The organism is Streptomyces viridochromogenes (assembly GCF_001270495.1).
Lineage (GTDB): Bacteria > Actinomycetota > Actinomycetes > Streptomycetales > Streptomycetaceae > Streptomyces > Streptomyces viridochromogenes_A.
In genome coordinates this window covers 56,769-82,641 of sequence record NZ_LGUR01000199.1, presented here as the reverse complement: position 1 = coordinate 82,641, position 25,873 = coordinate 56,769, and the positions used below count along the sequence as shown (strand labels likewise).

The 25,873-nt window shown below is 71.9% G+C and carries 27 protein-coding genes, 5 tRNA genes and 1 pseudogene; 22 read left to right on the top strand and 11 right to left on the bottom strand.

Annotated elements, in window-relative coordinates; all coding sequences use genetic code 11:
• The first annotated feature begins 24 nt into the window (after positions 1–24).
• Positions 25–534, top strand: coding sequence for an RNA polymerase sigma factor (locus tag ADK36_RS22330; protein ID WP_048581138.1), 510 nt, complete (start codon positions 25–27; stop codon positions 532–534).
• A 45-nt stretch (positions 535–579) separates the two neighbouring features.
• Positions 580–1,077 carry a GNAT family N-acetyltransferase gene (locus ADK36_RS22325; protein ID WP_048581137.1) on the top strand — a complete coding sequence of 166 codons (498 nt, stop codon included), beginning with the start codon at positions 580–582 and terminating at the stop codon, positions 1,075–1,077.
• A gap of 94 nt (positions 1,078–1,171) precedes the next feature.
• Here ADK36_RS22325 and ADK36_RS22320 read toward each other — a convergent pair whose 3' ends face one another.
• Positions 1,172–1,621: a hypothetical protein gene (locus ADK36_RS22320; protein ID WP_048581136.1), complete on the bottom strand. Its 450-nt coding sequence runs from the start codon at positions 1,619–1,621 to the stop codon at positions 1,172–1,174.
• Entirely contained in the window at positions 1,602–1,961 is a 360-nt protein-coding gene (locus ADK36_RS22315) for a hypothetical protein (RefSeq protein ID WP_048581135.1), read from the bottom strand. Before ADK36_RS22315 ends, ADK36_RS22320 begins: the two co-directional genes overlap by 20 nt.
• A 110-nt stretch (positions 1,962–2,071) precedes the next feature.
• On the opposite strand from ADK36_RS22315, the gene ADK36_RS22310 reads away from it, so the two are divergent.
• The 10 genes from ADK36_RS22310 (at position 2,072) to ADK36_RS22265 (ending at position 14,938) form a co-directional block, all read left to right on the top strand.
• Entirely contained in the window at positions 2,072–2,722 is a 651-nt protein-coding gene (locus ADK36_RS22310; protein ID WP_048581134.1) for an HAD family hydrolase, read from the top strand.
• A 333-nt stretch (positions 2,723–3,055) separates the two neighbouring features.
• Complete coding sequence (locus tag ADK36_RS22305) at positions 3,056–4,093, top strand: methionine ABC transporter ATP-binding protein (RefSeq protein ID WP_048581133.1); 1,038 nt, start codon at positions 3,056–3,058, stop codon at positions 4,091–4,093.
• The gene (locus tag ADK36_RS22300; protein WP_048581132.1) at positions 4,090–4,815 is read left to right on the top strand and encodes a methionine ABC transporter permease; all 726 of its coding nucleotides are present in this window, start codon (positions 4,090–4,092) and stop codon (positions 4,813–4,815) included. The genes ADK36_RS22305 and ADK36_RS22300 overlap by 4 nt, the downstream gene beginning before the upstream one ends.
• Positions 4,816–4,892: 77 nt before the next feature.
• Positions 4,893–5,726 carry a MetQ/NlpA family ABC transporter substrate-binding protein gene (locus ADK36_RS22295; protein WP_048581131.1) on the top strand — a complete coding sequence of 278 codons (834 nt, stop codon included), beginning with the start codon at positions 4,893–4,895 and terminating at the stop codon, positions 5,724–5,726.
• Positions 5,727–5,885: 159 nt separating this feature from the next.
• Positions 5,886–6,524 (top strand): GNAT family N-acetyltransferase, encoded by a 639-nt coding sequence (locus tag ADK36_RS22290; protein ID WP_048581130.1) that lies wholly within the window; start codon positions 5,886–5,888, stop codon positions 6,522–6,524.
• 115 nt (positions 6,525–6,639) lie between these two features.
• Positions 6,640–7,851: a precorrin-6y C5,15-methyltransferase (decarboxylating) subunit CbiE gene (gene cbiE, locus ADK36_RS22285; RefSeq protein ID WP_048581129.1), complete on the top strand. Its 1,212-nt coding sequence runs from the start codon at positions 6,640–6,642 to the stop codon at positions 7,849–7,851.
• Between the two features lie 367 nt (positions 7,852–8,218).
• Positions 8,219–12,277, top strand: coding sequence for a nicotinate-nucleotide--dimethylbenzimidazole phosphoribosyltransferase (gene cobT, locus ADK36_RS22280; protein ID WP_053198739.1), 4,059 nt, complete (start codon positions 8,219–8,221; stop codon positions 12,275–12,277).
• A 141-nt stretch (positions 12,278–12,418) separates the two neighbouring features.
• Positions 12,419–13,651, top strand: coding sequence for a uroporphyrinogen-III C-methyltransferase (cobA, locus tag ADK36_RS22275; protein ID WP_048581127.1), 1,233 nt, complete (start codon positions 12,419–12,421; stop codon positions 13,649–13,651).
• Positions 13,652–13,715: 64 nt separating this feature from the next.
• Positions 13,716–14,534 (top strand): TrmH family RNA methyltransferase, encoded by an 819-nt coding sequence (locus ADK36_RS22270; protein ID WP_048581126.1) that lies wholly within the window; start codon positions 13,716–13,718, stop codon positions 14,532–14,534.
• A gap of 11 nt (positions 14,535–14,545) precedes the next feature.
• Positions 14,546–14,938, top strand: a complete 393-nt coding sequence (locus ADK36_RS22265) for an NUDIX domain-containing protein (protein WP_048581125.1) — start codon at positions 14,546–14,548, stop codon at positions 14,936–14,938.
• Positions 14,939–14,965: 27 nt separating this feature from the next.
• On the opposite strand, the gene ADK36_RS22260 is transcribed toward ADK36_RS22265, so the two are convergent.
• Positions 14,966–16,387: a serine/threonine-protein kinase gene (locus tag ADK36_RS22260; protein ID WP_053198736.1), complete on the bottom strand. Its 1,422-nt coding sequence runs from the start codon at positions 16,385–16,387 to the stop codon at positions 14,966–14,968.
• Between the two features lie 196 nt (positions 16,388–16,583).
• Here ADK36_RS22260 and ADK36_RS50290 point away from each other — a divergent pair.
• From ADK36_RS50290 to ADK36_RS22240, 4 genes and pseudogenes are all read left to right on the top strand, one after another.
• Positions 16,584–16,823, top strand: a pseudogene (locus ADK36_RS50290) (hypothetical protein).
• Between the two features lie 199 nt (positions 16,824–17,022).
• On the top strand, positions 17,023–17,220 hold the full coding sequence (locus tag ADK36_RS22250) for a hypothetical protein (protein WP_030050436.1): 198 nt from the start codon (positions 17,023–17,025) through the stop codon (positions 17,218–17,220).
• A gap of 261 nt (positions 17,221–17,481) precedes the next feature.
• Positions 17,482–18,429: a phosphotransferase family protein gene (locus ADK36_RS22245; protein ID WP_053198734.1), complete on the top strand. Its 948-nt coding sequence runs from the start codon at positions 17,482–17,484 to the stop codon at positions 18,427–18,429.
• Between the two features lie 80 nt (positions 18,430–18,509).
• Positions 18,510–18,800, top strand: a complete 291-nt coding sequence (locus ADK36_RS22240; protein ID WP_078916175.1) for a zf-TFIIB domain-containing protein — start codon at positions 18,510–18,512, stop codon at positions 18,798–18,800.
• 49 nt (positions 18,801–18,849) lie between these two features.
• On the opposite strand, the gene ADK36_RS22235 is transcribed toward ADK36_RS22240, so the two are convergent.
• The 5 genes from ADK36_RS22235 to ADK36_RS22215 form a co-directional block, all read right to left on the bottom strand.
• Positions 18,850–18,921, bottom strand: a tRNA-Val gene (locus ADK36_RS22235).
• A gap of 52 nt (positions 18,922–18,973) precedes the next feature.
• Positions 18,974–19,045: transfer RNA gene (locus ADK36_RS22230), tRNA-Val, on the bottom strand.
• 18 nt (positions 19,046–19,063) lie between these two features.
• Positions 19,064–19,135, bottom strand: a tRNA-Val gene (locus tag ADK36_RS22225).
• Between the two features lies 1 nt (position 19,136).
• A tRNA-Cys gene (locus tag ADK36_RS22220) sits at positions 19,137–19,210 on the bottom strand.
• 40 nt (positions 19,211–19,250) lie between these two features.
• Positions 19,251–19,323, bottom strand: a tRNA-Gly gene (locus ADK36_RS22215).
• Between the two features lie 178 nt (positions 19,324–19,501).
• On the opposite strand from ADK36_RS22215, the gene ADK36_RS22210 reads away from it, so the two are divergent.
• The 3 genes from ADK36_RS22210 to ADK36_RS22200 are packed head-to-tail and all read left to right on the top strand — an operon-like array spanning position 19,502 to position 22,240.
• Positions 19,502–20,545, top strand: a complete 1,044-nt coding sequence (locus ADK36_RS22210; RefSeq protein ID WP_048581121.1) for a chorismate-binding protein — start codon at positions 19,502–19,504, stop codon at positions 20,543–20,545.
• The gene (locus ADK36_RS22205) at positions 20,542–21,363 is read left to right on the top strand and encodes an aminotransferase class IV (RefSeq protein ID WP_048581120.1); all 822 of its coding nucleotides are present in this window, start codon (positions 20,542–20,544) and stop codon (positions 21,361–21,363) included. The genes ADK36_RS22210 and ADK36_RS22205 overlap by 4 nt, the downstream gene beginning before the upstream one ends.
• A gap of 52 nt (positions 21,364–21,415) precedes the next feature.
• On the top strand, positions 21,416–22,240 hold the full coding sequence (locus ADK36_RS22200; RefSeq protein ID WP_048581119.1) for a GNAT family N-acetyltransferase: 825 nt from the start codon (positions 21,416–21,418) through the stop codon (positions 22,238–22,240).
• Between the two features lie 70 nt (positions 22,241–22,310).
• Here ADK36_RS22200 and ADK36_RS22195 read toward each other — a convergent pair whose 3' ends face one another.
• Complete coding sequence (locus ADK36_RS22195) at positions 22,311–22,835, bottom strand: DsbA family protein (protein ID WP_199830228.1); 525 nt, start codon at positions 22,833–22,835, stop codon at positions 22,311–22,313.
• Between the two features lie 212 nt (positions 22,836–23,047).
• Between ADK36_RS22195 and ADK36_RS22190 the strand changes: the two genes are divergently transcribed.
• Together ADK36_RS22190 and ADK36_RS49580 are read left to right on the top strand one after the other, a co-directional pair.
• Positions 23,048–23,491 (top strand): hypothetical protein, encoded by a 444-nt coding sequence (locus ADK36_RS22190; RefSeq protein WP_048581118.1) that lies wholly within the window; start codon positions 23,048–23,050, stop codon positions 23,489–23,491.
• 154 nt (positions 23,492–23,645) lie between these two features.
• Positions 23,646–23,798 (top strand): hypothetical protein, encoded by a 153-nt coding sequence (locus ADK36_RS49580; protein ID WP_199830227.1) that lies wholly within the window; start codon positions 23,646–23,648, stop codon positions 23,796–23,798.
• Between the two features lie 107 nt (positions 23,799–23,905).
• Here the strand turns inward: ADK36_RS49580 and ADK36_RS22185 are convergent, their stop codons facing one another.
• On the bottom strand, positions 23,906–24,466 hold the full coding sequence (locus tag ADK36_RS22185; protein WP_048581117.1) for a CGNR zinc finger domain-containing protein: 561 nt from the start codon (positions 24,464–24,466) through the stop codon (positions 23,906–23,908).
• A 293-nt stretch (positions 24,467–24,759) separates the two neighbouring features.
• Positions 24,760–25,173, bottom strand: a complete 414-nt coding sequence (locus ADK36_RS22180) for an SsgA family sporulation/cell division regulator (RefSeq protein ID WP_004002642.1) — start codon at positions 25,171–25,173, stop codon at positions 24,760–24,762.
• 191 nt (positions 25,174–25,364) lie between these two features.
• Here ADK36_RS22180 and ADK36_RS22175 point away from each other — a divergent pair, with 191 nt between their 5' ends.
• The gene (locus tag ADK36_RS22175; RefSeq protein ID WP_048581116.1) at positions 25,365–25,823 is read left to right on the top strand and encodes a TIGR02611 family protein; all 459 of its coding nucleotides are present in this window, start codon (positions 25,365–25,367) and stop codon (positions 25,821–25,823) included.
• Positions 25,824–25,873: the final 50 nt, after the last annotated feature.

Here is a 25,873-nt window from a genome sequence, read left to right as displayed (position 1 = left end):
CCGGGCGGCCGCGTCGTGCCGCATATGACGGACGACCTGGTTGCCGCCCTGCGCCCCCTGCTCCTCGCGGAGGCATCCGCCGAGGCGCAGGCCTCCGGATCGGAGCCGGGCGACCTGGAACAGGCGGTCTGGCTCCGCCTCCTGGAACGCCTCGACTCGGACGGCCCGCCCCCGGACCCACCGGGCTGGCTGCGCCGGGCCGTCCGCTCCGAGGCCCGCCGAAGCCGCCGTACGACCCGCCGAGAACAGCCGTACGAGCACGAACCCGCCGCCGACCGGGAGGGCCACGACCCCGAGCATCTCGCCCTCGCGGCCGCCCGCCGCCGCGCCCTGCGCGAAGCGGTACGCCGCCTCCCCGGCCGCTGCCCCCGTCTCGTCGAGGCCCTGCTCTCCCCGGGGGACCCGACATACCGGGAAATCGCGGGGGAGTTGGGTATCTCACAGGGCAGTCTCGGCCCGGAACGTTCCAGATGCCTGGGATGTCTGCGCCGATTGCTCACACCGGAGGTTGCGGCCCGCGAAGCGCGGGGATAGGAGTGGGGGACGACAGGCGATCAGGTGAGCGGGAGGCGTGCGCACATGGGCATGAGCGTGACCATCTCTGCGGCGACCGAGCAGGACGCGGAGCAGATCTTCAGGTTGCAGTACCTGTGCTTCCAGAGCGAAGCGGCGCTGTACGGCAACTACCGCATCGACCCGCTGGTTCAAACCCTGGACTCGGTCCGGGCCGAGGTCGCCGCGGACTGTGTCTTCGTGGCACGGCTCGGCGAGGAGGTCGTCGGCTCGGTCCGCGGCAGTGTCGGCACGGACGGCGCCGCCGCCATCGGCAAGCTCTGCGTCCACCCCCGCCTCCAGGGCCACGGCATCGGCGCGAGGCTGCTGCGCGCGGCGGAAGCGGCCCTGGCCGAACAGCGCGGCGCCAAGAGGTTCCGCCTGGAGACGGGCCAGCGCAGCGAGGGCAACCTCCGCCTGTACCGCAAGGTGGGCTACGAGGCGGTGGGCACGTCGAAGGGCGCCGACGGCGTCCCGATGATCGTCCTGGAGAAGCAGGCGGGCGCGTACGCCACAACAGCGTGACTGCGGCCCCCCTGGGGGCGCGGGGCTGTATCGACATGTGGCTCCGCCGCGTGGGCGCGACAAGCCACGATGGACCGACTGCCGCCTGACAACCTCAGGCGGCATCCCCGCGTCGAGCGTTCTTCCGCAACCAATAGAGCGCGGAAACAGGCAAGAGCACGGGAATGAACACGTACCCCATCCCGAAGTCGGACCACACGGTCGCATCGGGGAACGCCGACGGCTCGACCATGGTCCACGTACCCACGGTCAGCACACCCGCCAACTCGGCCGCGCAGCAGACCCGCGCCGCCTTACGGGCTGTCTCCCCGCCCCGCACCAGCGTGTACGTGATGAACCCGTACACGAGGCCCGCCACCGCCGACAACGAATAGGCGAGCGGCGCCCGGTCGAACTCCGTCGCGATCTGGTACGCCGACCGCGACACGGCCCCGACCACCATCACGCCGTACAGCCACACCAGCAGAATCCCGGGACCGCTGATCAGCCGCGCCCTGGTGGGCTTGTCCTCCGACACGGCCACCTCAGCCTCCCCAGATGTCATAGAGCCGCACCTCGAGGACGGCCAGCACCACACCGCCGGCGGCGACCGTCACCGAACCCCACTTGGACCGCTCGGCCAGCGACATGAAGCCCGCGGCCGGAACGCACGCGAACGAGCCCAGCAGATACGCCACGAAGATCGTCGTGCCCTGCTCCGGCTTCTCGCCCCGCGCCAGCAGCACGATGCCGACCACCAGCTGCACCAGGGCCAGCACCGTCACCACGGCCATCCCGATGAAGTGCCAGTCCTTCGTCGGCTGATCACGGTACGCCGCCCACCCGCACCACGCGGCGAGCAACAGCGCGGCGACCCCGGTCACCAGCGTCAGGGCATCAAACATGCGGCGAGCCTATTACGGCCCAAAAGCCCTGGTGCGACCGACCCCGGCGGTCAGGCCACCCGTTGGCCTCGGGTGCGGACACGCGTCGGCGGACCCGTAGGGTCTAGACCATGACGATCCATGCACGCGCCCTCCTGTTCGACAACGACGGCACCCTCGTCTCCTCCCTCGCCTCCGTGGACCGCTGCTGGACCCGGTGGGCCGGCGAGTACGGGATCACGGCCGAGGAGTTCGGGCGGATCGAGCTGCACGGACGGCCGGCCGTCGAGATAGCCGCCGACCTGCTGCCCGCCGACGTCGTGCCGGAGGCCCTGGCCCGGATCGAGACGCTGGAGGTGGAGGACGTGCCGAACGGCGGCGTCCACCTGCTGCCCGGCACCAAGGACTTCCTCGACTCGCTGCCCGCCGACCGCTGGGCCGTCGTCACCTCCGCCACCCGGCGGCTCGCCGAGGCCCGCCTCGACGCCGTCGGCATCCTCCCCAAGACGCTGATCGCCGCCGACGACATCACGCGCGGCAAGCCCGACCCCGAGCCCTACCTCCTCGCCGCCCGGCAGCTCGGCGTCGACCCGGCGCACTGCGTCGTCTTCGAGGACGCCCCCGCCGGTCTCCAGGCCGGTCGCGCCGCCGGGATGACCACCGTGGCGTTCACCACAACCCACCAGGCCCATGAGCTCGACGCCGACCTCGTGGTGCGGGATCTGTCGGCCCTGTCCGCCCTGGTCACGGACGCCGGGATCGAGGTCTCCGTACGCGGTTGAGGGCTGTCCGCCGCTGTCCGCCATGTGGACAGCGGCGGCCGGTAAGGACCGTAGGTCTGGTTTACTGATCGCATGACCACGACGAGCTGCCGCACCCTTGCGACCGAGGCGACCCTGACGCCCGGTGCTCGTTGTATGTGTCGAATGTGCGCCTTCTAGAGGGCCCCCGCACCACTCCTGAGCCTCGCGCCCCGAAGCGAGCTGCCTGGCATGTCCGTGCGCCGTACGCCCTGAGCCGTACGCGCCGCACGTGACCACATTGCCCCGCGCACATCTTCCCTCCCGTACCAGGGCACACCCACGCCCGCGTACTCGACAGTGACGGAAACCCCAGTGATCACCACAACGGGCCTGACCAAGGTCTACCGCTCACGCGGCCGTGAGGTCACCGCCCTCGACGGCGTCGATCTCCACGTCCGCGAAGGCGAGGTCTACGGCGTCATCGGCCAGTCCGGCGCCGGCAAGTCCTCCCTCATCCGCTGCATCAACCTGCTGGAGCGCCCCACCGCCGGCACGGTGACCGTCGCCGGACAGGACCTGACGGCCCTCGCGGGACGAGGCCCCCGGGCCGGAAAGGAACTCCGGCAGGCGCGCAGCCGTATCGGCATGGTCTTCCAGCACTTCAACCTGCTGTCCTCGCGGACGGTCCAGGACAACGTGGAGCTGCCGCTGGAGATCCTCGGCAAGTCCGGCGAGGAGCGCTCCCGCAAGGCGCTTGAGCTGCTCGATCTCGTCGGCCTCGCCGACAAGGCCAAGGCGTACCCCGCCCAGCTCTCCGGCGGCCAGAAGCAGCGCGTCGGCATCGCCCGCGCCCTGGCCGGCGACCCCAAGGTGCTGCTCTCCGACGAGGCCACCAGCGCCCTCGACCCGGAGACCACCCGCTCCATCCTCCAGCTGCTGCGCGACCTGAACCGGCAGCTGGGCCTGACCGTCCTGCTCATCACCCACGAGATGGACGTCGTGAAGTCGATCTGCGACTCGGCCGCGCTCATGGAGAACGGCCGCGTCGTCGAGTCCGGAACCGTCAGCGAACTCCTCGCGACCCCCGGCTCCGAACTGGCCTCCGCGCTCTTCCCGGTCGGCGGCGAGGCATCCGCCGACGACCGCACCGTGGTCGACGTGACCTTCCAGGGCGAGGCCGCCACCCAGCCGGTCATCTCCCAGCTCTCGCGCACCTACAACATCGACATCTCGATCCTCGGCGCCGCCATCGACACCGTCGGCGGCCTCCAGGTCGGCCGGATGCGCATCGAGCTGCCCGGTCGCTACGAGGACAACGTCGTGCCGATCGGCTTCCTGCGCGAACAGGGCCTCCAGATCGACGTACTCGGCCAGGAGCCCGTGCTGCTGAAGGAAGGTGCCCAGCTGTGACCTGGTCCGAGATGCAGCCCCTGCTGGAGCAGGCGTGTTGGGACACCCTCTACATGGTCGGCTGGTCCACCCTCATCGCCGTCGTCGGCGGCCTCCCGCTCGGCATCCTCCTCGTCCTCACCGACCGGGGCGGACTGCTCCAGAACGTCCTGGCCAACAAGGTCATCGGGCAGATCGTGAACGTCGCCCGCTCGATGCCGTTCGTCATCCTGATGGTCGCGCTGATGAGCTTCACGCGCTGGGTCACCGGCACGACCATCGGCCGCGAGGCCGCCATCGTGCCGCTCGCGATCGGCGCGATCCCGTTCTTCGCCCGCCTTGTCGAGACGGCTGTCCGCGAAGTGGACGGCGGGCTCGTCGAGGCCGTGCAGTCGATGGGCGGCAACACCTGGACGATCGTGCGCAAGGTCCTCGTCCCCGAGTCCCTGCCGTCCGTCATCGCCAGCACCACGACCACCGTCGTCGCTCTCATCGGCTACTCGGCCATGGCCGGCACGGTCGGCGCGGGCGGACTCGGCGACATCGCCATCCGCTACGGCTACCAGCGCTTCGAGACCGAGCTGATGTGGCTCACCGTCGCGATCCTCGCGGTCGTGATCTCCCTCATCCAGTTCGCCGGCGACTACGCGGCCCGCTCCCTGCACCGCCGCGGCGGCCAGTCCGGCCCGGCGCCGAAGCTGCGCCTGCTGAAGGCATCCACCGCCACCAGCAAGACCGTCTGAACCACACACCGGACGGAGCCAGAACTCCCCGAACACCCAAGTCGGGGCTGCACCACCCATAAGGAAAGGCACTTTTCGTGCGTAACACCGCCAAGTTCACCACTGCCGTCCTCGCCGCCGGAGCCCTCACCCTCGGGCTCACCGCATGCGGCTCGGACAAGGACTCCGGCTCCGACGCGAGCGCTCCGCTGAAGGTCGCGGCCACGCCGACCCCGCAGGGCGAGATCCTCACCTACGTCAAGGACAAGCTCGCCAAGAAGGCCGGCCTCGAACTCGAGGTCAAGGAGTTCACCGACTACGTGACGCCGAACACGGCCGTCCAGCAGGGTGAGGTCGACGCCAACTACTTCCAGCACCAGCCGTACCTGGACGACTTCAACAAGAAGAACGGCACCGACATCGTGGCCGTGCCGAACGCCACGGTGCACCTGGAGCCGCTCGGCGTGTACTCCCAGGGCGTCAAGAAGCTCACGGACCTGGGGAAGGGCGCCACGGTCGCCGTCCCGAACGACACCACCAACGAGGCCCGCGCCCTGAAGCTGCTCGAGGCCAACGGCGTCATCAAGCTGAAGGCGGGCGTCGGCTACGAGGCGACCCCCAAGGACATCGCCTCCAACCCCAAGAACCTCCAGTTCAAGGAGCTTGAGGCGGCCCAGCTGCCGCGCTCCCTCGGCGATGTCGACGCCGCCGTCATCAACGGCAACTACGCGCTGGAGGCCGACCTCAGCCCGGCCGAGGACGCCATCGCCGCCGAGTCGCCCAAGGACAACCCGTACGGCAACTTCCTCGCGGTGAAGAAGGGCAACGAGGACGACCCGCGCGTGCGGAAGCTGGCGAAGCTGCTCACCTCGCCCGAGGTGAAGAAGTTCATCGAGGACAAGTACGACGGCGCCGTCGTCGCGGCGTTCTGAGGGTCAACCTCCGTCTGACGGTGCGTTTACCGCGTATCGCCACGCACGGGGTCCACTCCATCACCTGGTGTGGACCCCGTGGTGCGTCCCGGTGCTTTCATGCTGCATGCTGGGCAGTTCAGCAGGCCCTGAAGGTTTCCGAAGGTTACGGAGCGGCGCATGACTAGCACCTTCCCCAACATCTCCATCAGCACGGAGCGGTTGGTGCTGCGTCCCCTCGACGAGGACGACGTGCCCGCACTGGCCGAGATGATGAACGACGAGCAGGTCGGCGCCTGGACCAACGTCCCCCAGCCCTACACCGAGGACCAGGCCCGCGCCTGGACCACCCGGTACGCCCCCACCGAGCGGGAGGCCGGCCGCGGGCTCGACCTCGCCGTCACCGAGTTCCTCACCCAGCGCCTGGTCGGCATCGTCCAGCTCGCCAAGACCAACTGGCGGGTGCGGTCCACCGAGATGTCGTACATCATCGCCCCCTGGGCGCGCGGCGAGGGCTACGCCTCCGAGGCGGCGCTCGCCACCGCCCAGTGGCTCCTCGGCGACCAGAAGTTCGAACGCATCGAGCTGCGCACGGCCGCCGACAACACCGCCTCCCAGCAGGTCGCCCAGAAGATCGGCTGTATCAGCGAGGGCGTCCTGCGCAACGCGTGCATAGCGCACGTCCGTACGGAGGACGGCACCTGGACCGACGTACGCACCGACTTCATCGTCTGGAGCCTCCTCCCGGAGGACCTCGACGGTGCCGGGGAGCAGCTGGCCGACACCGGCGGCTTCACCTCGTACGGCGACTGGAACTGACGGGAAGCGGACCCCCGGGCACCGGCGGCGCCGACCCGCCGAACAGGTACCCTCACGGAGCCTGCCCCTCGGGCTGCCCGACGACGACCTGCGCGAACCCAGGAGACTGACGACGATGGCCGACCGCGTCACGGTGATCGGCTGGGACGGCTCGCCGCTGACCGCCGCGGCACGCTCCGCCCTCGGTGCCGCCACGCTCGTGGCCGGTGCCGCCCACCACTTGGCGCTCCCCGAGGTGCCGCCCGCCGCCGAGCGCATCCGCCTCGGCAGCGTCGCCCTCGCCGCCCGCCGGATCGCCGGCCACCGCGGCACCGCGGTGGTGGTCGCCGACGGCGACCCGGGGTTCTTCGGCGTCGTACGGACCCTGCGCGCACCCGAGTTCGGCCTGGAGGTCGAGGTCGTTCCCGGCGTCTCCTCGGTCGCCGCCGCCTTCGCCCGCGCCGGCATGCCCTGGGACGACGCCCAGGTGGTCGTCGCACACCGGCGCACCCTGCGACGCGCGGTGAATGTGTGCCGCGCCCACACCAAGGTCGCCGTCCTCACCTCACCGGGCGCCGGCCCCGCCGAACTCGGCCTGCTCCTGGAGGGCGTCCACCGCACCTTCGTCATCTGCGAGGCGCTGGGCAGCGAACGCGAGCAGGTCACCGTCGTCACCTCCGACAAGGCCGCCGACCACACCTGGCGCGACCCGAACATCGTCATCGTCATCGGCGGCAAGGTGGCCGCGGCGGAGGGCGGCGGGTGGATCGCCGGCCGCGACCCGGGCGCCGGACCGCGCGGCTGGACCCTGCCCGCCGAGTCCTACGGCGGTCTCATGGGCGAAGGCGAGCTGGAACCGCTCCGCGCCGCCCAACTCACCCGGCTGGGCCCGCGCGTCGGCGACCTCGTGTGGGACATCGGCTGCGGCAGCGGCGCCTTCTCCGTCGAAGCCGCCCGCGCCGGTGCCGCCGTCATCGCCGTCGACCGCGACCCGCAGGCATGCGCCCGCACCGAGGCCAACGCGCGTGGCTTCGGCGTCCAGCTGCAGACCATCCACGGCGCGGCCCCGCACGTGCTGGAGAACCTCCCCGAACCGGACGTCGTACGCATCGGCGGCGGGGGAGCGGCGGTCGTCTCCGCGGTCGCCGACCGGCGTCCGCAGCGCATCGTCACGCATGCCGCGACCCGCGACGCCGCCGAAATCGTCGGACGCGACCTCAGCGCACACGGCTACGACGTCGAGTGCGCCCTCCTCCAGTCCGTCGAACTCGACACGCGGGCCTGGACGGAGCGGGAGCGCAGCGTCGCGTTCCTGCTCAGCGGGGTACTGCCCGACCGCAGCGCGTGACCGTGTACCCGTCCCCGTGATCCTGTTGTCGTACCGCGCGCGGTAGGCTGGCCGATCGTTGTACCGCACTCGGTCGCCCGGCACTTCGTCGGTCAATGTCCGGAAAAACACGCCCCGTTTGGGGTGAGTGTGGTATGGCGAAACCGGAGGACGCGCAACGTGGCGCAGTCCACAGCGGCCTGTCGCGGATCAACCTGTCGCGACGGCCGAACGGCCACGACAATGCCACTCAATGGCTTTGTCGCCTTTTTGGGCGGGTCGTTCGTGCCGCTGGGCACGCACGCTCGTTCTTCACTGCGGGGGCGGTCGGTGCGCCGTTCCCGGTGAGCTGGTCGTAGAAGCACTAACCGATGGGCGAGGGGTACGCATGACCGACACCGGCCAGGTCCCGGCCGAGGGACTGCCGGAGAGCGCAGGCATGGTGGAGCAGCCGGGCGCCTCCGCGGCGCACGGTTCATACACCTACCTCTCCGAGAGCACCGCCGAGGACGAAGACCTGCTGCTGCCCGGCTCCCAGGGTGCCTGGGGCAACGAAGTCGCCCCGCCCGCGCCGGAACCGCTCGTCGAGGCCGTGCACGAGCCGGACGCGCACGAGATCTCCGGCCGCGACAGCGGCTCGGTCGACCTCAGCGCCGTCCGCATGCCGGCCCCCTCGGCCCCCTCGACGCCGATCCCGCCGATCACTCCCCGGCGCCCCCTGCACCTCGGCCCGCCCATTCCCGACGCCTCCGCCAGCCCGGTCCGCTCCCTCGCCGACCGCGGCGCCGTCGGCGCACCCGTACGCCAGCCCGGTCAGGCGCCCGCCGGCCCCGAGTACCTCGACGCCCCGCAGCCGGCGCCCTGGGGTGCCCCCGCCCAGACCCAGACCCAGACCCAGGCCCCGGTGAGCACCGGGGCGGCGGCTGCCGAAACGGTTGTCCCGGCCGGGCAGCCGGTGGGCGTGGCCCAGGCGGTGGTGGCCCGGGTGGCCACGGAGGCCGGCCCGGAGAGCGGTGCCGTACAGGACGGGGAGGTCGCGGAGGCTGCTGCTCCCGAGGCCGACCAGGTCGTCGCGGCCGTGCCTGCCGCGGATGCCGCTGAAGGTGCGGTGCCCGACGTCGCGGTCGCCACGACTGCCGAGGAGGCTCCGGTGAGCGAGCCCGACCCGGGCGCCACGCAGGTCGCCGGAGTCGGCGACGGACCGCAGGACGGCCATGGCGCCGAGCCCGGCCAGGTTCCGGGGGACTTGGCCGTCGGTGAGGCTGCCGAGGTCCCCGTGGGCGGAGCCGGGCAGGTCTCCGAGACCCCGGCGGCCGAGGGGGTCGGCCAGGACCCCGAAGGTCCCGCCCCCGAAGCCGCCCAGGTTCCCGACCCCGCTGCTGACGCAGGCCAGGTTTCCGCGACACCCGAGGCCGAGGCCGTCCAGGCCGTCGAAGGCACCGCTCCTGAGACTTCCGTCCCCGAGGCCGCGCAGCTTCCGGAGGCACCCGCCGCTGAAGCCGAGCCGGTCCTCGGCGCCCCGGCGCCCGAAGCCGCCCAGGTTCCGGACGCTGCCGTGCCGGAGGCTCCCGCGCAGGTCACCGAGGTCTCCGCGCCCGAGACTGCGCAGGCTCCCGAGGCCCCGCAGGCCCCCGAGGCGGCCCAGTCCCCGGAGGCGGCCCAGTCCCCGGAGGCCGCTCAGTTCCCGGAGGCCGCTCAGTTCCCGGAGGCCGCTCAGGCTCCTGAGGCCCCCGCCCCGGCCGACCCCCAGCCCATGCCCGAGGCCGCCCCCGCCGCGCCCGCACCCGATGCGGCGCAGGCCGCCGATCCCGCCGAGCCCGAGCAGTTCGCGCCGGCCGCGCAGCCCACGGACGCCGTAGCCGCACCCGCCGACGCCGCCGCCTCCGCGGTCGTAGCCCCCGAAGCAGCCCCGCACCCCGCGGACGCCGAGCAGCCCGCTCAGGAGGAGGCCGAGCCCGCCGTCCTGGTCGCGCAGGCCCCCGAGGCCGTCCCGGATCCGAACCTCGCGCAGGTTGAGCAGCCGGGGCAGCACGCTGCTCCGGCGGACCTCGGCGCCGAGGCACAGGCAGCGGCTGTGAGCGCGCCCCTCCCCGACGTGGCAGCCCCCGACGCGGCAGCCCTCGTCGCGGACCCCGCGGCCGAGATCCAGGAGGCCCAGCAGGCCCCGGAGGATGCCGCCGAGTCGGCCGTGCCCACCCCGCCGCTCGCCGCAGCGGACGCAGCCCCGGAGGCCGCCGAGCCGCAGCCGGCGCCGGCCGAGGCCGCACCGGTCGACGCCCCCGAGCCGTTCGTCGCCGAGCCCGCCGGCCCGCAACTCCGGTCCGTTGCCGAGCCCGTGCAGGTCCTCGTGGACGCGGTCCAACCGCCGGTCGAGCCCGCGGAGTCCGGCCAGGGCGAGGTCGCGGCCGTCTTCGCGACCGGCATCCCGCAGGAGCAGGCGCCCGGGCAGGCACTGGGCCAGTTCGTGCCGGTCGAGGGCTCGGTGCCGACCACCCCGCACCTGGCCCCGACGCCGCCGCAGCCGATCGTCCTCCCGGCGGAGGAGGCAGCGGCTTCCGTCGCCACGGTCCCCGCACCCCGCGAGGGCGACCCCGCACTCGTACAACACGCGGAGGACCTGGACACCCGGGCCGCCGACCAGGAAGACCCGCAGGAACCGGCAGCCCCGGAAGAAGAGAGCACGGCGGCAGTGGAAGAGGCACGACAGCCCACCGGCCCGGCCGCGCCCGCCTACGACGAGGCCGAGCGCGAGGCCGTTCTCAAGGTCATGCGCGAGCGCCGTGACATCCGCAACGGCTTCCGCAGCGACCCCATCCCGCACGAGGTGCTGCTCCGCGTCCTGGAGGCCGCGCACACCGCGCCCTCCGTGGGACATTCGCAGCCCTGGGACTTCGTCGTCATCCGGTCCTCCGACACCCGGCAGACCATGCATGAGCTGGCCATGCGCCAGCGCGAGGCGTACGCCAAGTCGCTTCCCAAGGGCCGGGCGAAACAGTTCAAGGAACTGAAGATCGAGGCCATCCTCGACACCCCGGTGAACATCGTCGTCACCGCCGACCCGACCCGCGGCGGCCGCCACACCCTCGGTCGGCACACCCAGCCGCAGATGGCGCCGTACTCCGCCGCGCTCGCGGTCGAGAACCTCTGGCTCGCCGCCCGCGCGGAGGGCCTCGGCGTCGGCTGGGTCAGCTTCTTCGACGAGCGGGAGATGGTCCGCGCGCTGGGCCTGCCCGAGCACCTCGAAGTCATCGCCTACCTGTGCGTGGGCTACGTCGACGAGTTCCCGGACGAGCCCGAACTGATGCAGGCCGGCTGGTCCAAGCGCCGCCCGCTGTCGTGGGTGGTGCACGAGGAGACGTACGGCCGCCGTGCCCTGCCCGGTGAGGAGCCGCACGACCTGCTCGCCGAGACCGTCGCCCAGATCCGCCCGCTGGACGCCAAGGCGCTCGGCGAGGCCTGGGAGCGGCAGAAGCGGATGACGAAGCCGCCCGGCTCGCTCGGCATGCTGGAGATCATCTCCGCCCAGCTGTCCGGGCTGTCCCGCCAGTGCCCGCCGCCGATCCCCGAGCCCGCGGCCGTCGCGATCTTCGCCGGTGACCACGGCGTGCACGCCCAGGGCGTCACCCCCTGGCCGCAGGAGGTGACGGCCCAGATGGTCGCCAACTTCCTCGGCGGCGGCGCGGTCTGCAACGCGTTCGCCGGCCAGGTGGGCGCCGAGGTCTGTGTCGTGGACGTCGGTGTGGCCGCGGACCTCCCGGCGACGCCGGGCCTGCTGCCGCGCAAGGTCCGCGCGGGCACGTCCGACATGACGACCGGCCCCGCGATGACCCGCGAGGAGGCCAAGCAGGCCATCGAGGTGGGCATCGAGACGGCCCGCGACCTGGTGGCGGCCGGCAACAAGGCCCTGCTGACGGGCGAGATGGGCATCGCCAACACGACCGCGTCGGCGGCCCTGATCTCGGTCTACACGGACACCGACCCCGCCGAGGTGACGGGCCGGGGCACCGGCATCAACGACGAGACCCTCGCCCGCAAGACCGAGGTCGTCCGCCGCGCCATCGAGGTCCACCAGCCCGACCCGGCCGACCCCGTCGGCGTCCTGGCGGCGATCGGCGGCTTCGAACACGCCGCGATCGTCGGCCTGCTGCTGGGCGGCGCGTCGCTGCGTACGCCGGTGATCCTGGACGGCGTCAGCGCCGGTGCCGCCGCCCTGGTGGCCCGTGCGATCGCCCCCGAGGTCCTGGCCGCCTGCATCGCGGGGCACCGCAGCGCCGAGCCCGGCCACGTGGCCGCCCTGAACAAGCTCGGCCTGCGTCCCCTGGTCGACCTCGACCTCCGCCTGGGTGAGGGCACGGGCGCGCTGCTCGCGCTGCCGCTGGTACAGAGCACGGCCAGGGCGATGCACGAGGTGGCGACGTTCGACTCGGCGGGCGTCACCGAGAAGTGAGTTCAAGCAGGGCCGGGGGTATGCGTTCCTGCGCGTCCCCCGGCCCCGCCGTACGCTGAGCCCACGTTTAAAATCCGCACGTCAGGGCTGCTCCAGCGCCGTAGCACCCATCGCACCGCCAGCACGAGGAGCCGCACCCTCATGGCCGAACACCCCGCCTACCCCGTGGGCCTCCGCCTCACCGGTCGCCGAGTCGTCGTCCTCGGCGGCGGCGAGGTCGCCCAGCGCCGTCTTCCGGCACTCATCGCAGCGGGCGCCGACATCACGCTCGTCTCGCCCGAGGTGACCCCGTCGGTCGAAGCCATGGCGGACGCCGGAGAACTCACCTGGGAGCGGCGCCGCTACGCGGACGGCGACCTCACCGACATCTGGTACGCCCTCATCGCCACCAGCGACCACGACGCGAACACCCGCGCCTCCGCCGAGGCCGAGCGCAACCGCGTGTGGTGCGTCCGCTCCGACGACGCCGACGAGGCCACCGCCTGGACCCCGGCCACGGGCCACAGCGAGGGTGTCACGGTCGCCGTCCTGACCACCGACGCCAAGGGCCGCGACCCCCGCCACACCGCCGCCATCCGCGACGCGGTCGTCGAGGGCCTGCGCGACGGCACCCTCGTCGCCCCGCACCACCGCACCCGTACGCCGGGAGTCGCGCTGGTCGGGGGCGGTCCCGGCGACCCGGACCTGATCACCGTGCGGGGCCGCCGCCTGCTCGCCGCGGCCGACGTGGTCATCACCGACCACCTGGGCCCGCGCGACCTGCTCGCGGAGCTGCCCCCGAACGTCGAGGTGATCGACGCCGCGAAGCTGCCCTACGGCCGGTTCATGGCCCAGGAGGCCATCAACAACGCGCTGATCGAGCACGCCAAGCAGGGCAAGTCGGTCGTACGCCTCAAGGGAGGCGACCCCTTCGTCTACGGGCGCGGCATGGAGGAGGTCCAGGCGCTGGCCGAGGCCGGCATCGCGTGCACGGTCGTGCCCGGCATCTCCAGCTCCATCTCGGTCCCGGGTGCCGCCGGGATCCCGGTCACCCACCGGGGCGTCGCCCACGAGTTCACGGTGGTCAGCGGCCATATCGCGCCGGACGACGAGCGTTCCCTGGTCGACTGGCCGTCCCTCGCCAAGCTGACCGGCACCCTGGTCATCCTCATGGGCGTCGCCACCATCGGGAAGGTCGCCGAGACCCTCATCGCCCACGGCAAGTCCCCGGACACGCCCGTCGCCCTGGTCCAGGAGGGCACGACGGCCGCCCAGCGCCGGGTGGACGCGACCCTCGCCACGGCCGGCGAGGCGGTCCTCACCCACGAGGTGAAGCCGCCGGCGGTCATCGTCATCGGCGAGGTCGTGAACGTAGGCCCCGCCCCCTCCGAGTAACCGCGGGTAACACAACCCGTTCCGAACCGTTGGCACCGCACCCAGGACAAGGCAGTATCACCCTGTGGCCGATCTCATCACCGTCGATGACCCGAACGACCCGCGCCTGCGCGACTACACGGGCCTGACCGACGTCGACCTGCGCCGCAAGCGCGAACCGGCCGAGGGCCTGTTCATCGCCGAGGGTGAGAAGGTCATCAGACGGGCGAAGGAAGCCGGCTACGAGATGCGGTCGATGCTGCTCTCCGCCAAGTGGGTCGACGTCATGCGCGACGTCATCGACGAGCTCCCCGCCCCGGTGTACGCGGTCAGCCCGGACCTCGCCGAGCAGGTCACCGGCTACCACGTGCACCGCGGCGCGCTCGCCTCGATGCAGCGCAAACCGCTCCCGACGGCGACCGAGCTGCTGCGGACCACCCGCCGGGTGGTGGTCATGGAGTCGGTCAACGACCACACCAACATCGGCGCCATCTTCCGCTCGGCCGCCGCTCTCGGGATGGACGCGGTCCTGCTGTCCCCGGACTGCGCGGACCCCCTGTACCGCCGTAGCGTCAAGGTCTCCATGGGCGCGGTCTTCTCGGTGCCCTACGCCCGTCTGGACACCTGGCCCAAGGGCCTGGAGTCGGTGCGCGAGGCGGGCTTCACGCTCCTCGCGCTCACCCCCGACGAGAAGGCCAAGACCCTCGACGAGGCCGCCCCGCACCGGATGGACCGGGTCGCCCTGATGCTCGGCGCCGAGGGCGACGGCCTGTCCACCCAGGCCCTGGTGGCCGCCGACGAATGGGTCCGCATCCCGATGGCCCACGGCGTCGACTCCCTCAACGTCGGCGCGGCGGCCGCGGTCGCCTTCTACGCGGTGGCCACGGGCCGCCCGCAGATCTAGGCCGTACGACGATGCCGCGGCGCGAGGCGATCGTCGCGGTCCTGCTCCGCGCCGGCCGTGTCCTCGCCATCAGGCGCGGCCCCGCCGTCGCGCGCCCCGGCTACTGGCAGCCGATCAGCGGCCGGATCGAGCCGGGGGAGACCCAGCGGGAGGCTGTCGCCCGGGAGGTCCGAGAGGAGGTCGGCCTCACCGTCGTCCCTCTGGCGAAGGTCTGGGAGTCCGAGACGGACGACGGCACCTTCCGCCTCCACTGGTGGACGGCGCACGCCGAGACCGGCGACGTGGTCCCCGACCCGGACGAGGTCGGCGAGGCCCGCTGGGTCACGCCGGAGGAGTTCCTGTCCCTGGACCCGGTCTTCGAGGGCGACCGGGAGTTCTTCGAGCGGATCCTGCCCGCCCTCTGACGTCACGTCTGACCTCGGGGACGCCGCCTATTCGGACATTTCGAAGGTCGATTCGTACCGCTGGGACATCAGATCCCCGTCCAGCGGCTCGTAACCCGGCTCCACCTGCTCGTCATGGTGCGGCCGTACGACGTCCCCGTCGCCGCCGAGACCACGCTGCGGCCCCTGGCAGCCCTGCGCCGCCGCGATGCCGAGCGCCACGAGCAGCGTCACCACGACGAACACGAACAGGCGCTGCCGCAACAGCTGCGGGTTGGCGGGCCGCCGACCCGTTCCCGTGTTGCGCGGCGCCGGACGACCCGCGCCATTGCGCGGCGCCGGCCGGCCGCCGTTGCCCGACCGTGGGGTGTTGCGCGAGGCGGGCGTCGACCGGGTCCCGGACCGGGAAGCCGCTGTACCGCTGTTCGCGCCGCCGCCCCTCGACGGAGGAATCCCGTCGCGCGCGGGGCCGGGTCCTCGGGACGGGCCGTTGCCGCGCGGGACGGCGGCGCCGCGCGGCGGGGGAGTGCCCTGCGGGCGGCGCTGGGCGCGCTGCTGTTCCGGGTAGGTGTCGGCGAGCCGTCCGGTCAGGCGGTCCGCCTCCGCGGAACGCGGCGCGGGCGGACGTACGTCCCCGAGTCCCTGTGCCTCCCGGGCCGCGATCTCCTTGAGGCGCAGCGACAGCTGAAGCGTGCTGGGCCGTTCCTCCGGGGCCTTCGCCAGACAGGCCCGCACCAGCGGAGCCAGGGCGTCCGGTACGCCGTGCAACTGCGCCTCCTCGTGCACGACGCGGTACAGCATCACCTCTGAACTGCCGTGTCCGAAGGGTGAGTCACCCATCGACGCGTAGGCGAGCGTGGCGCCGAGGGAGAAGACGTCCGTGGCCGGGGTGACGGCGGCGCCGCGCACCTGCTCCGGGGCGAGGAAGCCGGGGGAGCCGACCGCCGTACCGACGTGTGTGAGGGTCGAGGCCCCCGTCGCCCAGGCGATGCCGAAGTCGATGATCCGCGGGCCCTTGGGGGACAGCAGGATGTTGGAGGGCTTGAGATCCCGGTGTACGACACCCGCCTCGTGGACGGCGACCAGGCCCTCGGACAGGGCGGCCCCGACGGCGGCGACCTCGGCGGCGCCGAGCCCTCCCTCGTCGGCGACCTTGTCATGCAGGGAAGGCCCGGGCACGTACTGCGTGGCGAACCACGGCCGCTCCGCCTCCAGGTCCGCGGCCACGAGCCGTGCCGTACAGCCCCCGCGAATCCGCCGGGCCGCCGAGACCTCACGCGCGAACCGCGAGCGGAACTCCTGATCCTCCGCCAGGTCGGGCCGGATCACCTTGAGCGCGACCCGCTGCCCCTTCTTGTCGGAGCCCAGGTAGACGACGCCCATCCCGCCCGCGCCGAGCCGTCTGTGAAGCCTGAACGAGCCGACGACGCGCGGGTCCTCGCGCCTCAGGCGCATCATCGCCATGTTCATCCCCGCTGCCCGGTCCGTGTGACGAGCCACAGCTTACGTTTCCACGGGCCGCCGCGCGCAGAGGCCGCGCCCTCTCGGGCCGACGGATTGTCAGTGGTGGGTTGGAGACTTGAAGGGTGGTCAGGGGGTCGGCCGGCAGGGCGACTTAGGTGTGCTTTGTCTCCCAACCACCCATCGTGGAAGGGGGATTGATCCCGTGGGGCCTGATCGCGTGGAGACCGCCGTGGAGGCAGGGGACACGACGCGCACAGACGAGGTGGTGGCGAGCAGGGCGGGCCGCCGGGTGGAGACGGCGGTGCGCCGAGGTGTCGTGCAAGTGAGCGAAGTCACCCGGTGAGGCTCCCCCACACCGCTTGGGCAGGCGGCGCCGCGCGAGGACAGCTCGGAGAAAGCAGGGCAGAGCGGGCGTCCCCTCCGGGAAGACCCCGAGACCTAGGTCCTCGTCTCCACCCAGGGGAGTACTCCGCAGGTGATGGCTCATCCTCCGGGAGGCCCGGCAATCGGTACGAGGGCATGACGTGCGGGCAGCGCCGGACGCCTAGATTTGAGGTCAAGCGGCGGGTGGCAGCACTCGTCCCCCGAGGTCAGACACCCGCCGCTGCCAACGACAACCGACACAGGTCAGGAGAGGGACCATGGCCCAGACGGCACCGCGGACACTGATCCGCACGCAGGAGCGCAGGGTGCTGCGCCCCCGCCGTCAGGGACGCCGCCACCCCCTGGTGGCGACACTCATGGCCCTTCCCCTGGCGGCCCTTCTCCTCCTCGTCTTCGACGGCTGGGAGACGGTGGCCACACAGGCGTCGTCCGTGGGCGTGATGCTGGGGCGCTGAGCGGCGACCCCAGGCCCGGAAGAGCGGTCCGGGCGGGGACATCCACCCATGAAACCCCGTGGGGACGGGGGTGCGGCGGACGGCACAAATGCCGGCGCAGCTGGGGAGCTGCGCCGGCATTGCTTTGTCCTCTTCGCGCCGTGGGTGACTGCGGGCGGCGCCCCGTTGGCGCCGGGCGTTCAGCAGCGCGGCTGCTCCTGGACCTGCGCCCGAGAAACCCCGCGTACCCTCGGCCCAGATCCTCCGCACCCAAGGACCCCCGTGACCCCGAACCCGCTCCTGCCCGCCCTCACCGCACGAGCCAAGGCCGCGGCACACTCACGTACGTCCGCCTGTCCCTGCGGAGCGACCGTCACGCTCGCCGACCGGCCCGACGCCACCGTCGTCCGTCATGCCGGCACCGTCGCCAAGGCCCACGCCCCGGGCAGCACCCCCACCGAACTTGCCCCCCGCCTCACCGCCGCCGCCCACCTGCCCGGCCTGCTCCTCGCCCCGCTCAGCCCCGAAGCCGTAGACCTGCATGGCCGGCTGGTGACTTTCTGGCCGTACGGCATCCCCGTGGATCCCGAGGATCCCGACGCGGCCCCCTGGGAGGCGGCGGCGACGCTGCTCGCCCGGCTCCATCGAACCCCCGCACCCGTTCCGCTGCCCCCGATGCGCGGCCCCGTCAAGGCCGCCCTCGCCGTATCCCGCCTCCGCGCCGCGTCGGCCACGGAGCAGGCCGCCGGCGCCGACGCCGTGCTCCGTGCCTGGGACACCTTGCCTGCCTGGGCCCGCGCCGAGGCCCCGCAGCCCGACACCGTCACCCTCTGCCACGGCGATCTCCACCTCGGCCAACTCGTCCGCCACCCGGCACCGGACGGCCCCTGGCTGCTCATCGACGTCGACGACCTCGGTGCGGGCGTGCCGGCCTGGGATCTCGGACGGCCGGCCGCCTGGTACGCCTGTGGGCTGCTGTCGCCCGAGGAATGGCACCGTTTCCTCGCCGCGTACCGCGCCGCCGGCGGGCCGGCCGTTCCCGCGCACGGCGACCCCTGGCCCGCGCTGGACATCCCGGCCCGCGCCCTCACCGTGCAGACCGCCGCCCGGGCGATCACCAAGGCCCTGGCCGCGGGCCGTGACCTGGACGAGGTCGAGCAGTCCCTCGTGGACGCCTGCGACCGAATGGCCGTTGTCCCCCCTGAGTTGACCCAGGGATACGCAAAGTAGTGTGCAACCGACCGCAGCCGGACAGAGTCTGTCCTGGCGATACGCGAAGCAGGACCGACCGGCGAGGAGTTGAGCCGACCATGCAGTGTCCGAAGTGCCGAGCCCCGATGCACACGTACAACCGCAACGGTGTCCAGATAGAGCAGTGCAGCGGCTGCCGCGGGATCTTTCTCGACTACGGCGAGCTGGAGTCGCTGACCCGTCTGGAGTCCCAGTGGTCCCAGCCGGCCCCACCGCCACCTGCGGCCCCGCAGGCGTACCCGGCCGCGCCACAGGCTCCCGCCTGGGGTGCCCCGCACGGCGGGCATCACGGTGGGCACTACGGCCACAAGCGTCACAAGAGCTTCGGCCACATGCTGTTCTCCAGCTGATCCGGGCCACGAAGAAGCCCCCGGTCACAGGACCGGGGGCTTCGGTGTGTGGACGATACTGGGATTGAACCAGTGACCTCTTCCGTGTCAGGGAAGCGCTCTCCCGCTGAGCTAATCGTCCTCGGGACCGTGATCGACCCGAACATACGGGACCGAGATCACGGGGTACTGCGTGCGCGATACTGGGATTGAACCAGTGACCTCTTCCGTGTCAGGGAAGCGCTCTCCCGCTGAGCTAATCGCGCGGGGATCCGAAGATCCAGTGGACGATACTGGGATTGAACCAGTGACCTCTTCCGTGTCAGGGAAGCGCTCTCCCGCTGAGCTAATCGTCCTTGGAGGTGGAGACGGGATTTGAACCCGTGTAGACGGCTTTGCAGGCCGTTGCCTCGCCTCTCGGCCACTCCACCAGGAGTGCAGGGGTTCGGGAAGATCCCCTGAGTTCCTTCGAGCGGACGACGAGGTTCGAACTCGCGACCTCAACCTTGGCAAGGTTGCGCTCTACCAACTGAGCTACGTCCGCTTGTCGTTTCGTTCCGCTCTCGCGGCCCGGCGACGTGTTGAACTCTAGCGGATTCCGGGGCCAGTACAAAAACGCGTTTGTGCAGCGTGCTGCGCTGCACCTGCTCAGGGACCTGCCGGAGCCCCCCGAAGGGACATGGCCGGGTCACCCGCAGGTCACCCGCCATAGACTCGACTGCGTGCTCGACCTCCCTCCCCTCGCCCGCTTCGGTGACCGTGTCGCCGTCGGCCTCCTCGATGTCACCAGCGATCCCGCGGCCCTGGACTCCAGCGGATTGTGGGCCGTCTGCGCCGACTTCGAGGGCGGTCTGACCTGCGCACGCTTCCGGGACGTACGAGAGGAACCCGTGCCCGCCCCGGTGCCCGGCCGCTGGCGCGGCCCGGCGGCCGGTGACTGGACGTCATCCCTCGACCGCGCCGCGTACACCGCGGGTGTGCGGCGCATCCGCGAGCACATCGCCGCCGGCGAGGTCTATCAGGCCAACCTCTGCCGGGTGCTGAGCGCGCCGATCGGGCCGGACGCCGACGTGGACGCCCTGACCGCCCTGCTGGCCCGCGGCAACCCGGCGCCGTACGCAGGAACGATCCGGCTGCCGGAGCACGGCGTGGAGATAGCGACCGCGTCGCCCGAGCTCTTCCTGCGGCGTGCCGGGCGGGTCGTCGAGTCCGGGCCGATCAAGGGCACCGGGCGCACCGAGGCGGACCTGCTGGAGAAGGACTACGCCGAGAACGTGATGATCGTCGACCTGGTGCGGAACGACATCGGCCGTGTGTGCGCCACCGGGACCGTCACCGTCCCCGACCTGTGTGCGGTGGAGAAACATCCGGGGCTCGTCCATCTGGTGTCCACCGTGCGAGGTGAGCTGCGCCACGGCGCCGGCTGGGCCGAGCTGCTCGGCGCCGCCTTCCCGCCCGGCTCGGTCACCGGCGCGCCCAAGTCGAGTGCCCTGCGGATCCTCGACGCGCTGGAGACGGCGCCGCGCGGGCCGTACTGCGGTGGCATCGGGTGGGTCGACGCCGACCGGGGCACGGGCGAGCTGGCCGTCGGGATACGTACCTTCTGGATCGACCGGCGTGCGGGGGTGCTGCGGTTCGGCACCGGCGCGGGGATCACCTGGGGGTCGGATCCCGAGGGGGAGTGGCGGGAGACCGAGCTGAAGGCGTCCCGGCTGCTCGCGGTAGCGTCGGGAGCGTACGAGGTGAGTGGAGAGGGACTGACGTGAAGATCTGGCTCGACGGCGGGCTCCAGGACATCGAGGCCGCCCGTGTCTCCGTCTTCGACCACGGGCTGACCGTGGGCGACGGCATCTTCGAGACGGTGAAGGCGACACACGGCCGACCGTTCGCGCTGACCCGGCACCTCGACCGGCTGACGCGCTCGGCACGCGGTCTCGGTCTGCCCGAGCCCGACCACGACGAGGTACGCCGCGCCTGCGCCGCCGTCCTGGAGGCCAATCCGATGCCGCTCGGCCGGCTGCGGATCACCTACACCGGCGGCCACGGGCCCCTCGGCTCCGACCGGGGCGAGCACGGCCCGACCCTCGTCGTCGCCCTCGGCGAGACCACCCGGCGTCCCGACTCCACGGCCGTGGTCACCGTGCCCTGGACCCGCAACGAGCGCGGCGCGCTGACCGGTCTGAAGACGACCTCGTACGCCGAGAACGTCGTCGCCCTCGCCCGTGCCCACCAACACGGCGCCTCCGAGGCCCTGTTCGGCAACACGGTCGGGCAGCTCTGCGAGGGCACGGGGTCGAACGTCTTCGTCGTCCTGGACGGCGAGATCCACACCCCGCCGCTCGCCTCGGGCTGCCTCGCGGGCATCACGCGCGCGTTGGCGGTCGAGTGGACCGGTGCCAAGGAGACCGACCTGCCGCTGGACGTCCTCGACCGGGCCGAGGAGGTCTTCCTCACCTCCACCCTGCGGGACGTGCAGGCCGTGCACCGGGTCGACGACCGTGAACTGCCCGGCGCACCGGGCCCGGTGACCAGCAAGGCGATGCGGACCTTCGAGGAGCGGTCCGGGGACGACCTGGATCCGTAGGAGCGAGAAAAATGGGCTGCCGTGGTCCGGTGCGGTGGGTAGAACACCCCTGATGACCACGACCCTGCGGCCGACCGAGCCGCTTCAGCGCAACGAGGACGGGACCCGTTCGCGCCGCTACCAGGTGTGTGTGAACGGCCGTCCCGTGGGCGCCCTTCGCCTCGGCACGCATCCGGTCTTCGGCGACGCAGTGGCCCGCATAGTGAAGCTGCGGATCGAGGAACCGGACCGGCGCCGTGGCCGCGGCACGGTGGCGGCCCTCGCCGCGGAGGAGGTGGCGCGCGGCTGGGGCTGCCGGCGCGTCGAGGTGACCGTCCCCGGTGACGCCGCACCGGCGCTGCGTCTCGCCACGGCGCTCGGCTACGTCGTACGCAGTCGCGGCATGCAGAAGGCGCTCGGCGACTCGCCGCCGGATCTGCGCCCCGGCAGCCGGGCGCGACCGATGACGGAGGCCGAGTACGGGCCCTGGCGGGACAGGAGCCACGAGGGTTTCATCCGTGGCTGGGTCGAGCGCGGGGTCCCGGAGGCCGAGGCCCGCGCCAAGGCCGAGCGGGATCAAGCCGTACTGCTGCCGGACGGCCTGCGCACGCGGGATGCGTTCCTGAGCGTGCTCGAGCACGAGGGCATCCCGGTGGGCACTCTGTGGCTGGCGACGCGCGACGGCGGCGCCTACGTCTACGACGTCGAGACCGACGTGGCCCACCGCGGCAAGGGGCACGGCCGCACACTGATGCTGCTGGCCGAGGCCCAGGCGATCGCCGCGGGGCACCGGGGCATCGGCCTCAATGTCTTTGCGGGCAACGCCCCCGCCGAGCGGCTCTACGAGTCACTCGGCTACGAGACAAGGCTGTACGCCCTGTACAAGACGCTGCTGTAGCCGGCCGGGGGCGAGGCTCGCGGGCGGCGTGGACGCCGGCTGAGGTCCCGGCCGAGGGGCAGGCGCTCCGTCAGGCGCCCTGCTCGGCCAGCAGCCGGTCGGCGATCTCCTCGATGCGCTCGCGCAGCCCTTCCTGGCTCTTGCCGCCGTCGAGGCGCTCGCCGCCGATCACATACGTCGGGGTGCCGGTCACGCCGATGGCCTTGCCCTCGGCCTGGTCGGCGTCGACGATCAGGATGTGCCGACCGTCGATCAGCGCGGTGTCGAACTCCTCGGCGTCCAGGCCGAGTTCCCGGGCCATGTCGACCAGGAAGGGTTCTCCCCTACGGTCCAGCTCCTCGACCCGGCCCAGCACGGCCTCTACGTAAGGCCATCCACGCCCCTGCTCCGCGGCCTCCTCGGCGGCCTGCGCGGCGGCGAAGGCGTGCTTGTGCTTCTCCAGCGGGAAGTGCCGCAGCCGCAGCTCCAGCCGGTCGCCGTAACGGGCGCGCAGGGCACGGACGTCGTCCAGGGCGCCGCGGCAGTCGGGGCACTGCAGCTCGCACCAGATGTCGAGGACGGGGGCGGCGGGGCGGTCGGGGGAGGAGTCGCTCATGGCCCCAGTCTCCCAGCACCGGTCCGGGCGACCCAATCCGACCTGGCGCTTCGCGAGCGATCCCGGCCGTACGCCTTCGACCGGCACCTGCGGAGGAGGCGACCCGGAGATGTCCCTGATGTCGTACTGGGGCATGGCCGGGCGGGGTCGGCACGGTGCAGGATGGAAGGGACGAAAGTGCCCTGCCCGACCCAGCCTGCCTGGAGGACCGGATGATTGCCGAGACCGTCTGTTCCGCCGTCGCCGCGGCCGGCCTGGGTATCGCGGCGGTCACCGCGTATCGCAAGCGTTTCCTCGCGGCCACGCGCATCGCCGCGTACTCGCTGGTGCCCCTCGGGCTGGTGATGACCGGTGTCGTCGAGTGGCTGGCGGACACCGCGTTCAGCCCGACGGCCTGGGCCGGCTTCGGTGTCCTCGGCGCGTCCTGGTTGCTGTTCGCGAGCACCCGTGCGGTGGAACGCCGCCGCGGCGGCACCCGCAAGGAGCGCAAGGAGGCCCGCGCCGCCGCACAGCGAGAAGCGGTGGCCCCGGCGGCCTCGGCCCCGTCGCTGGGCGCCGGCTCCCGTCAGACCACCCGGCCCGCGACCGCACCTCGGGCCGAGGCCTCGGACGACTTCAGCGACATCGAGGCGATCCTCAAGAAGCACGGCATATGACGGCCGCACGCAGGGCTGAAACGACACAGTGGGTCGCCGCCCGGCCGTAAGCGATCACGACTCGAACCGGACAACACGGAATCCAGCGAACTCCCGCTCATTCCGGGCGTGTTGATCGCGCCGGGAGGGGTAACTGCGCCATCATCGGCGCGAGATGCTGGACACGACACAGAGCGATGCCGCGCCGGCTCAGGACGAGCCTCGCGGGTGCCTTTTCGCCCTTTCCCAGCCACCGCTAATGATCTTCCTCGCGGTGATCGGGTGTCTGCTGCTCATGGCTGCGCTGCACGATCTGCTGTTGCTCTGAGCCGTACCCGCGGCCCCCGGCGCCACCCGCCGGGGCCCGCGTCGACACCCTCGCCGTGTCGGTCCCCGTGTCGAACCCTGCCGTGTCGGCCCGGCGGCGATCGCCGCTCAGCCGGCCGCTTCCTTGCGTCGCGCCCGGTAGGCGGCCACATGCAGACGGTTTCCGCAGGTACGGCTGTCGCAGTACCGGCGCGAACGGTTGCGGGAGAGGTCCACGAAGGCATGCCGGCAGTCCGGCGCCTCACAGCGCCGCAGTCGCTCCTGCTCCCCGGCCACCACGAAGAAGGCCAGCGCCATGCCGCAGTCCGCCGCCAGGTGGTCGGCGACGGAGGCGCCGGGGGCGAAGTAGTGGACATGCCAGTCGTAGCCGTCGTGGTCCGTGAGCCGGGGGGTGGTCCCTGCGGCGGCGACCAGTTCGTTGATCAATCCGGCCGCGGTCCGGGCGTCGGGCTCCGCGAAGATCGCGGCGAACCGCCCGCGCACCTTGCGCACCGCCGACAGATCGAACTCCGAGAGGACACCGACATCGCTGAATTCGTGGTTTCGTACGAAATCGGCGAGCGCCGCGACGTCCGGCAGTCCGTCCGGCGTCTCGTCGCCCTCCGGCGAGGTGTTCACCAGATCCACCACGGCATCGAGCGCACACCGGGTGTCATGGGTGATCAGCACGTTTCGCTCCCTGGCCTGGGGTCGGGCGGGGCGCCCGCCGATGCTGGCCGATGGTAGTGGCTCACAGCGCCCACACACCGGCTGCGCCCGCACGCGGCTTCGAATACGACGCCGCAGACGCCTACAACGCCGCAGACGCGCCGACGGTTCCCGCCGGGCGGGAAACCGGCCACAGGCACGCCAGCGCCGCCCCCGTGGAGCGGAGGCGGCGCTGCTGTGTGCCGTATGCGGTTGTCCAGGCCCGAGCCGTCTCCCCGAGTCGACGGCGCCGGGCGGCTTTGTGGGGCCTCGCCCTAGCTTTCCGCCAGGATGTGCGAGAGCTCCTGGTCGAGATCGAAATGCCGATGCTCCGTGCCGGGGGGCACGGCGGCATCCGTTCGCTTCAGGAAGGACTCCAGAGCCCGTGCAGGGGCCTCGAGCAGCGCCTCGCCCTCCGGAGAGCTCAGGGCGATGCAGACGACGCCCTGGCCGTGACTGCGCGACGGCCAGACACGGACGTCGCCGGTTCCGGTGGGCCGGTGGAGGCCCTCCGCAAGAAGATCGCGGGCGAACACCCACTCGACGGTTTCCTCGGCTCCGGTGTGGAAGGTGGCGTGCACGGCGTAGGGGTCGGCCGTGTCGTACCGCAGGCCTGCGGGGACAGGCAGGGAGGACTCGCTCGACACAACGAGGCGCAGGTGCAGCTCGCAGCTGACCGTGGTGTTCATAAGCGCCAGGGCCTTTCGCTCAGTGTGCGCTCGGGGATTCGCACGTCGGCGAAATCGACATGCCACCTACGGTGCCGTTGTAAACCCCTCTGAGTGTTTTGCGTGTGTTTACGTAACTCTTCCGGCCGAGAACCGGTTCGCGAGGTACGGCCATTCCGGTGACTGGTTTCCCTCCGGTAGGGTTTGGCCGTATGAATACGGGGAGTAACGGGTTGGGCGAGGTTGCCGTGGCGACTGACGAGACCAAAGTGGATGGTGTGAAGGGCGACAGCGAGCAGGGCCTCGGTTCGAAAGCGCCGGAGTTCATCAAGGCCCGCCGTGTGCTGCATGTCAGCTGGCAGGTGGGTGTCTTCGTGATCGGCTTGGCGATCGTCGTCGCCGGCATCATCATGCTGCCCCTGCCCGGCCCCGGCTGGGTCGTGATCTTCGGCGGCATGGCGGTCTGGGCGACCGAGTTCGTCTGGGCCCAGCTGGTGCTGCGCTGGACCAAGCGCAAGGTCACCGAGGCGGCCCAGCGGGCCCTCGACCCGAAGGTGCGCCGTCGCAACATCATCCTGACGTCGATCGGCCTCGTGATCGTGGGCGTGCTCGTCGGGATCTACGTGTGGAAGTTCGGCATCGTCATGCCCTGGAAGATCAAGGACCAGTGACCCGCGACGGGGGTGCGGACGTCGTCCGGTGCGGCTCCGCGCAGGTCACA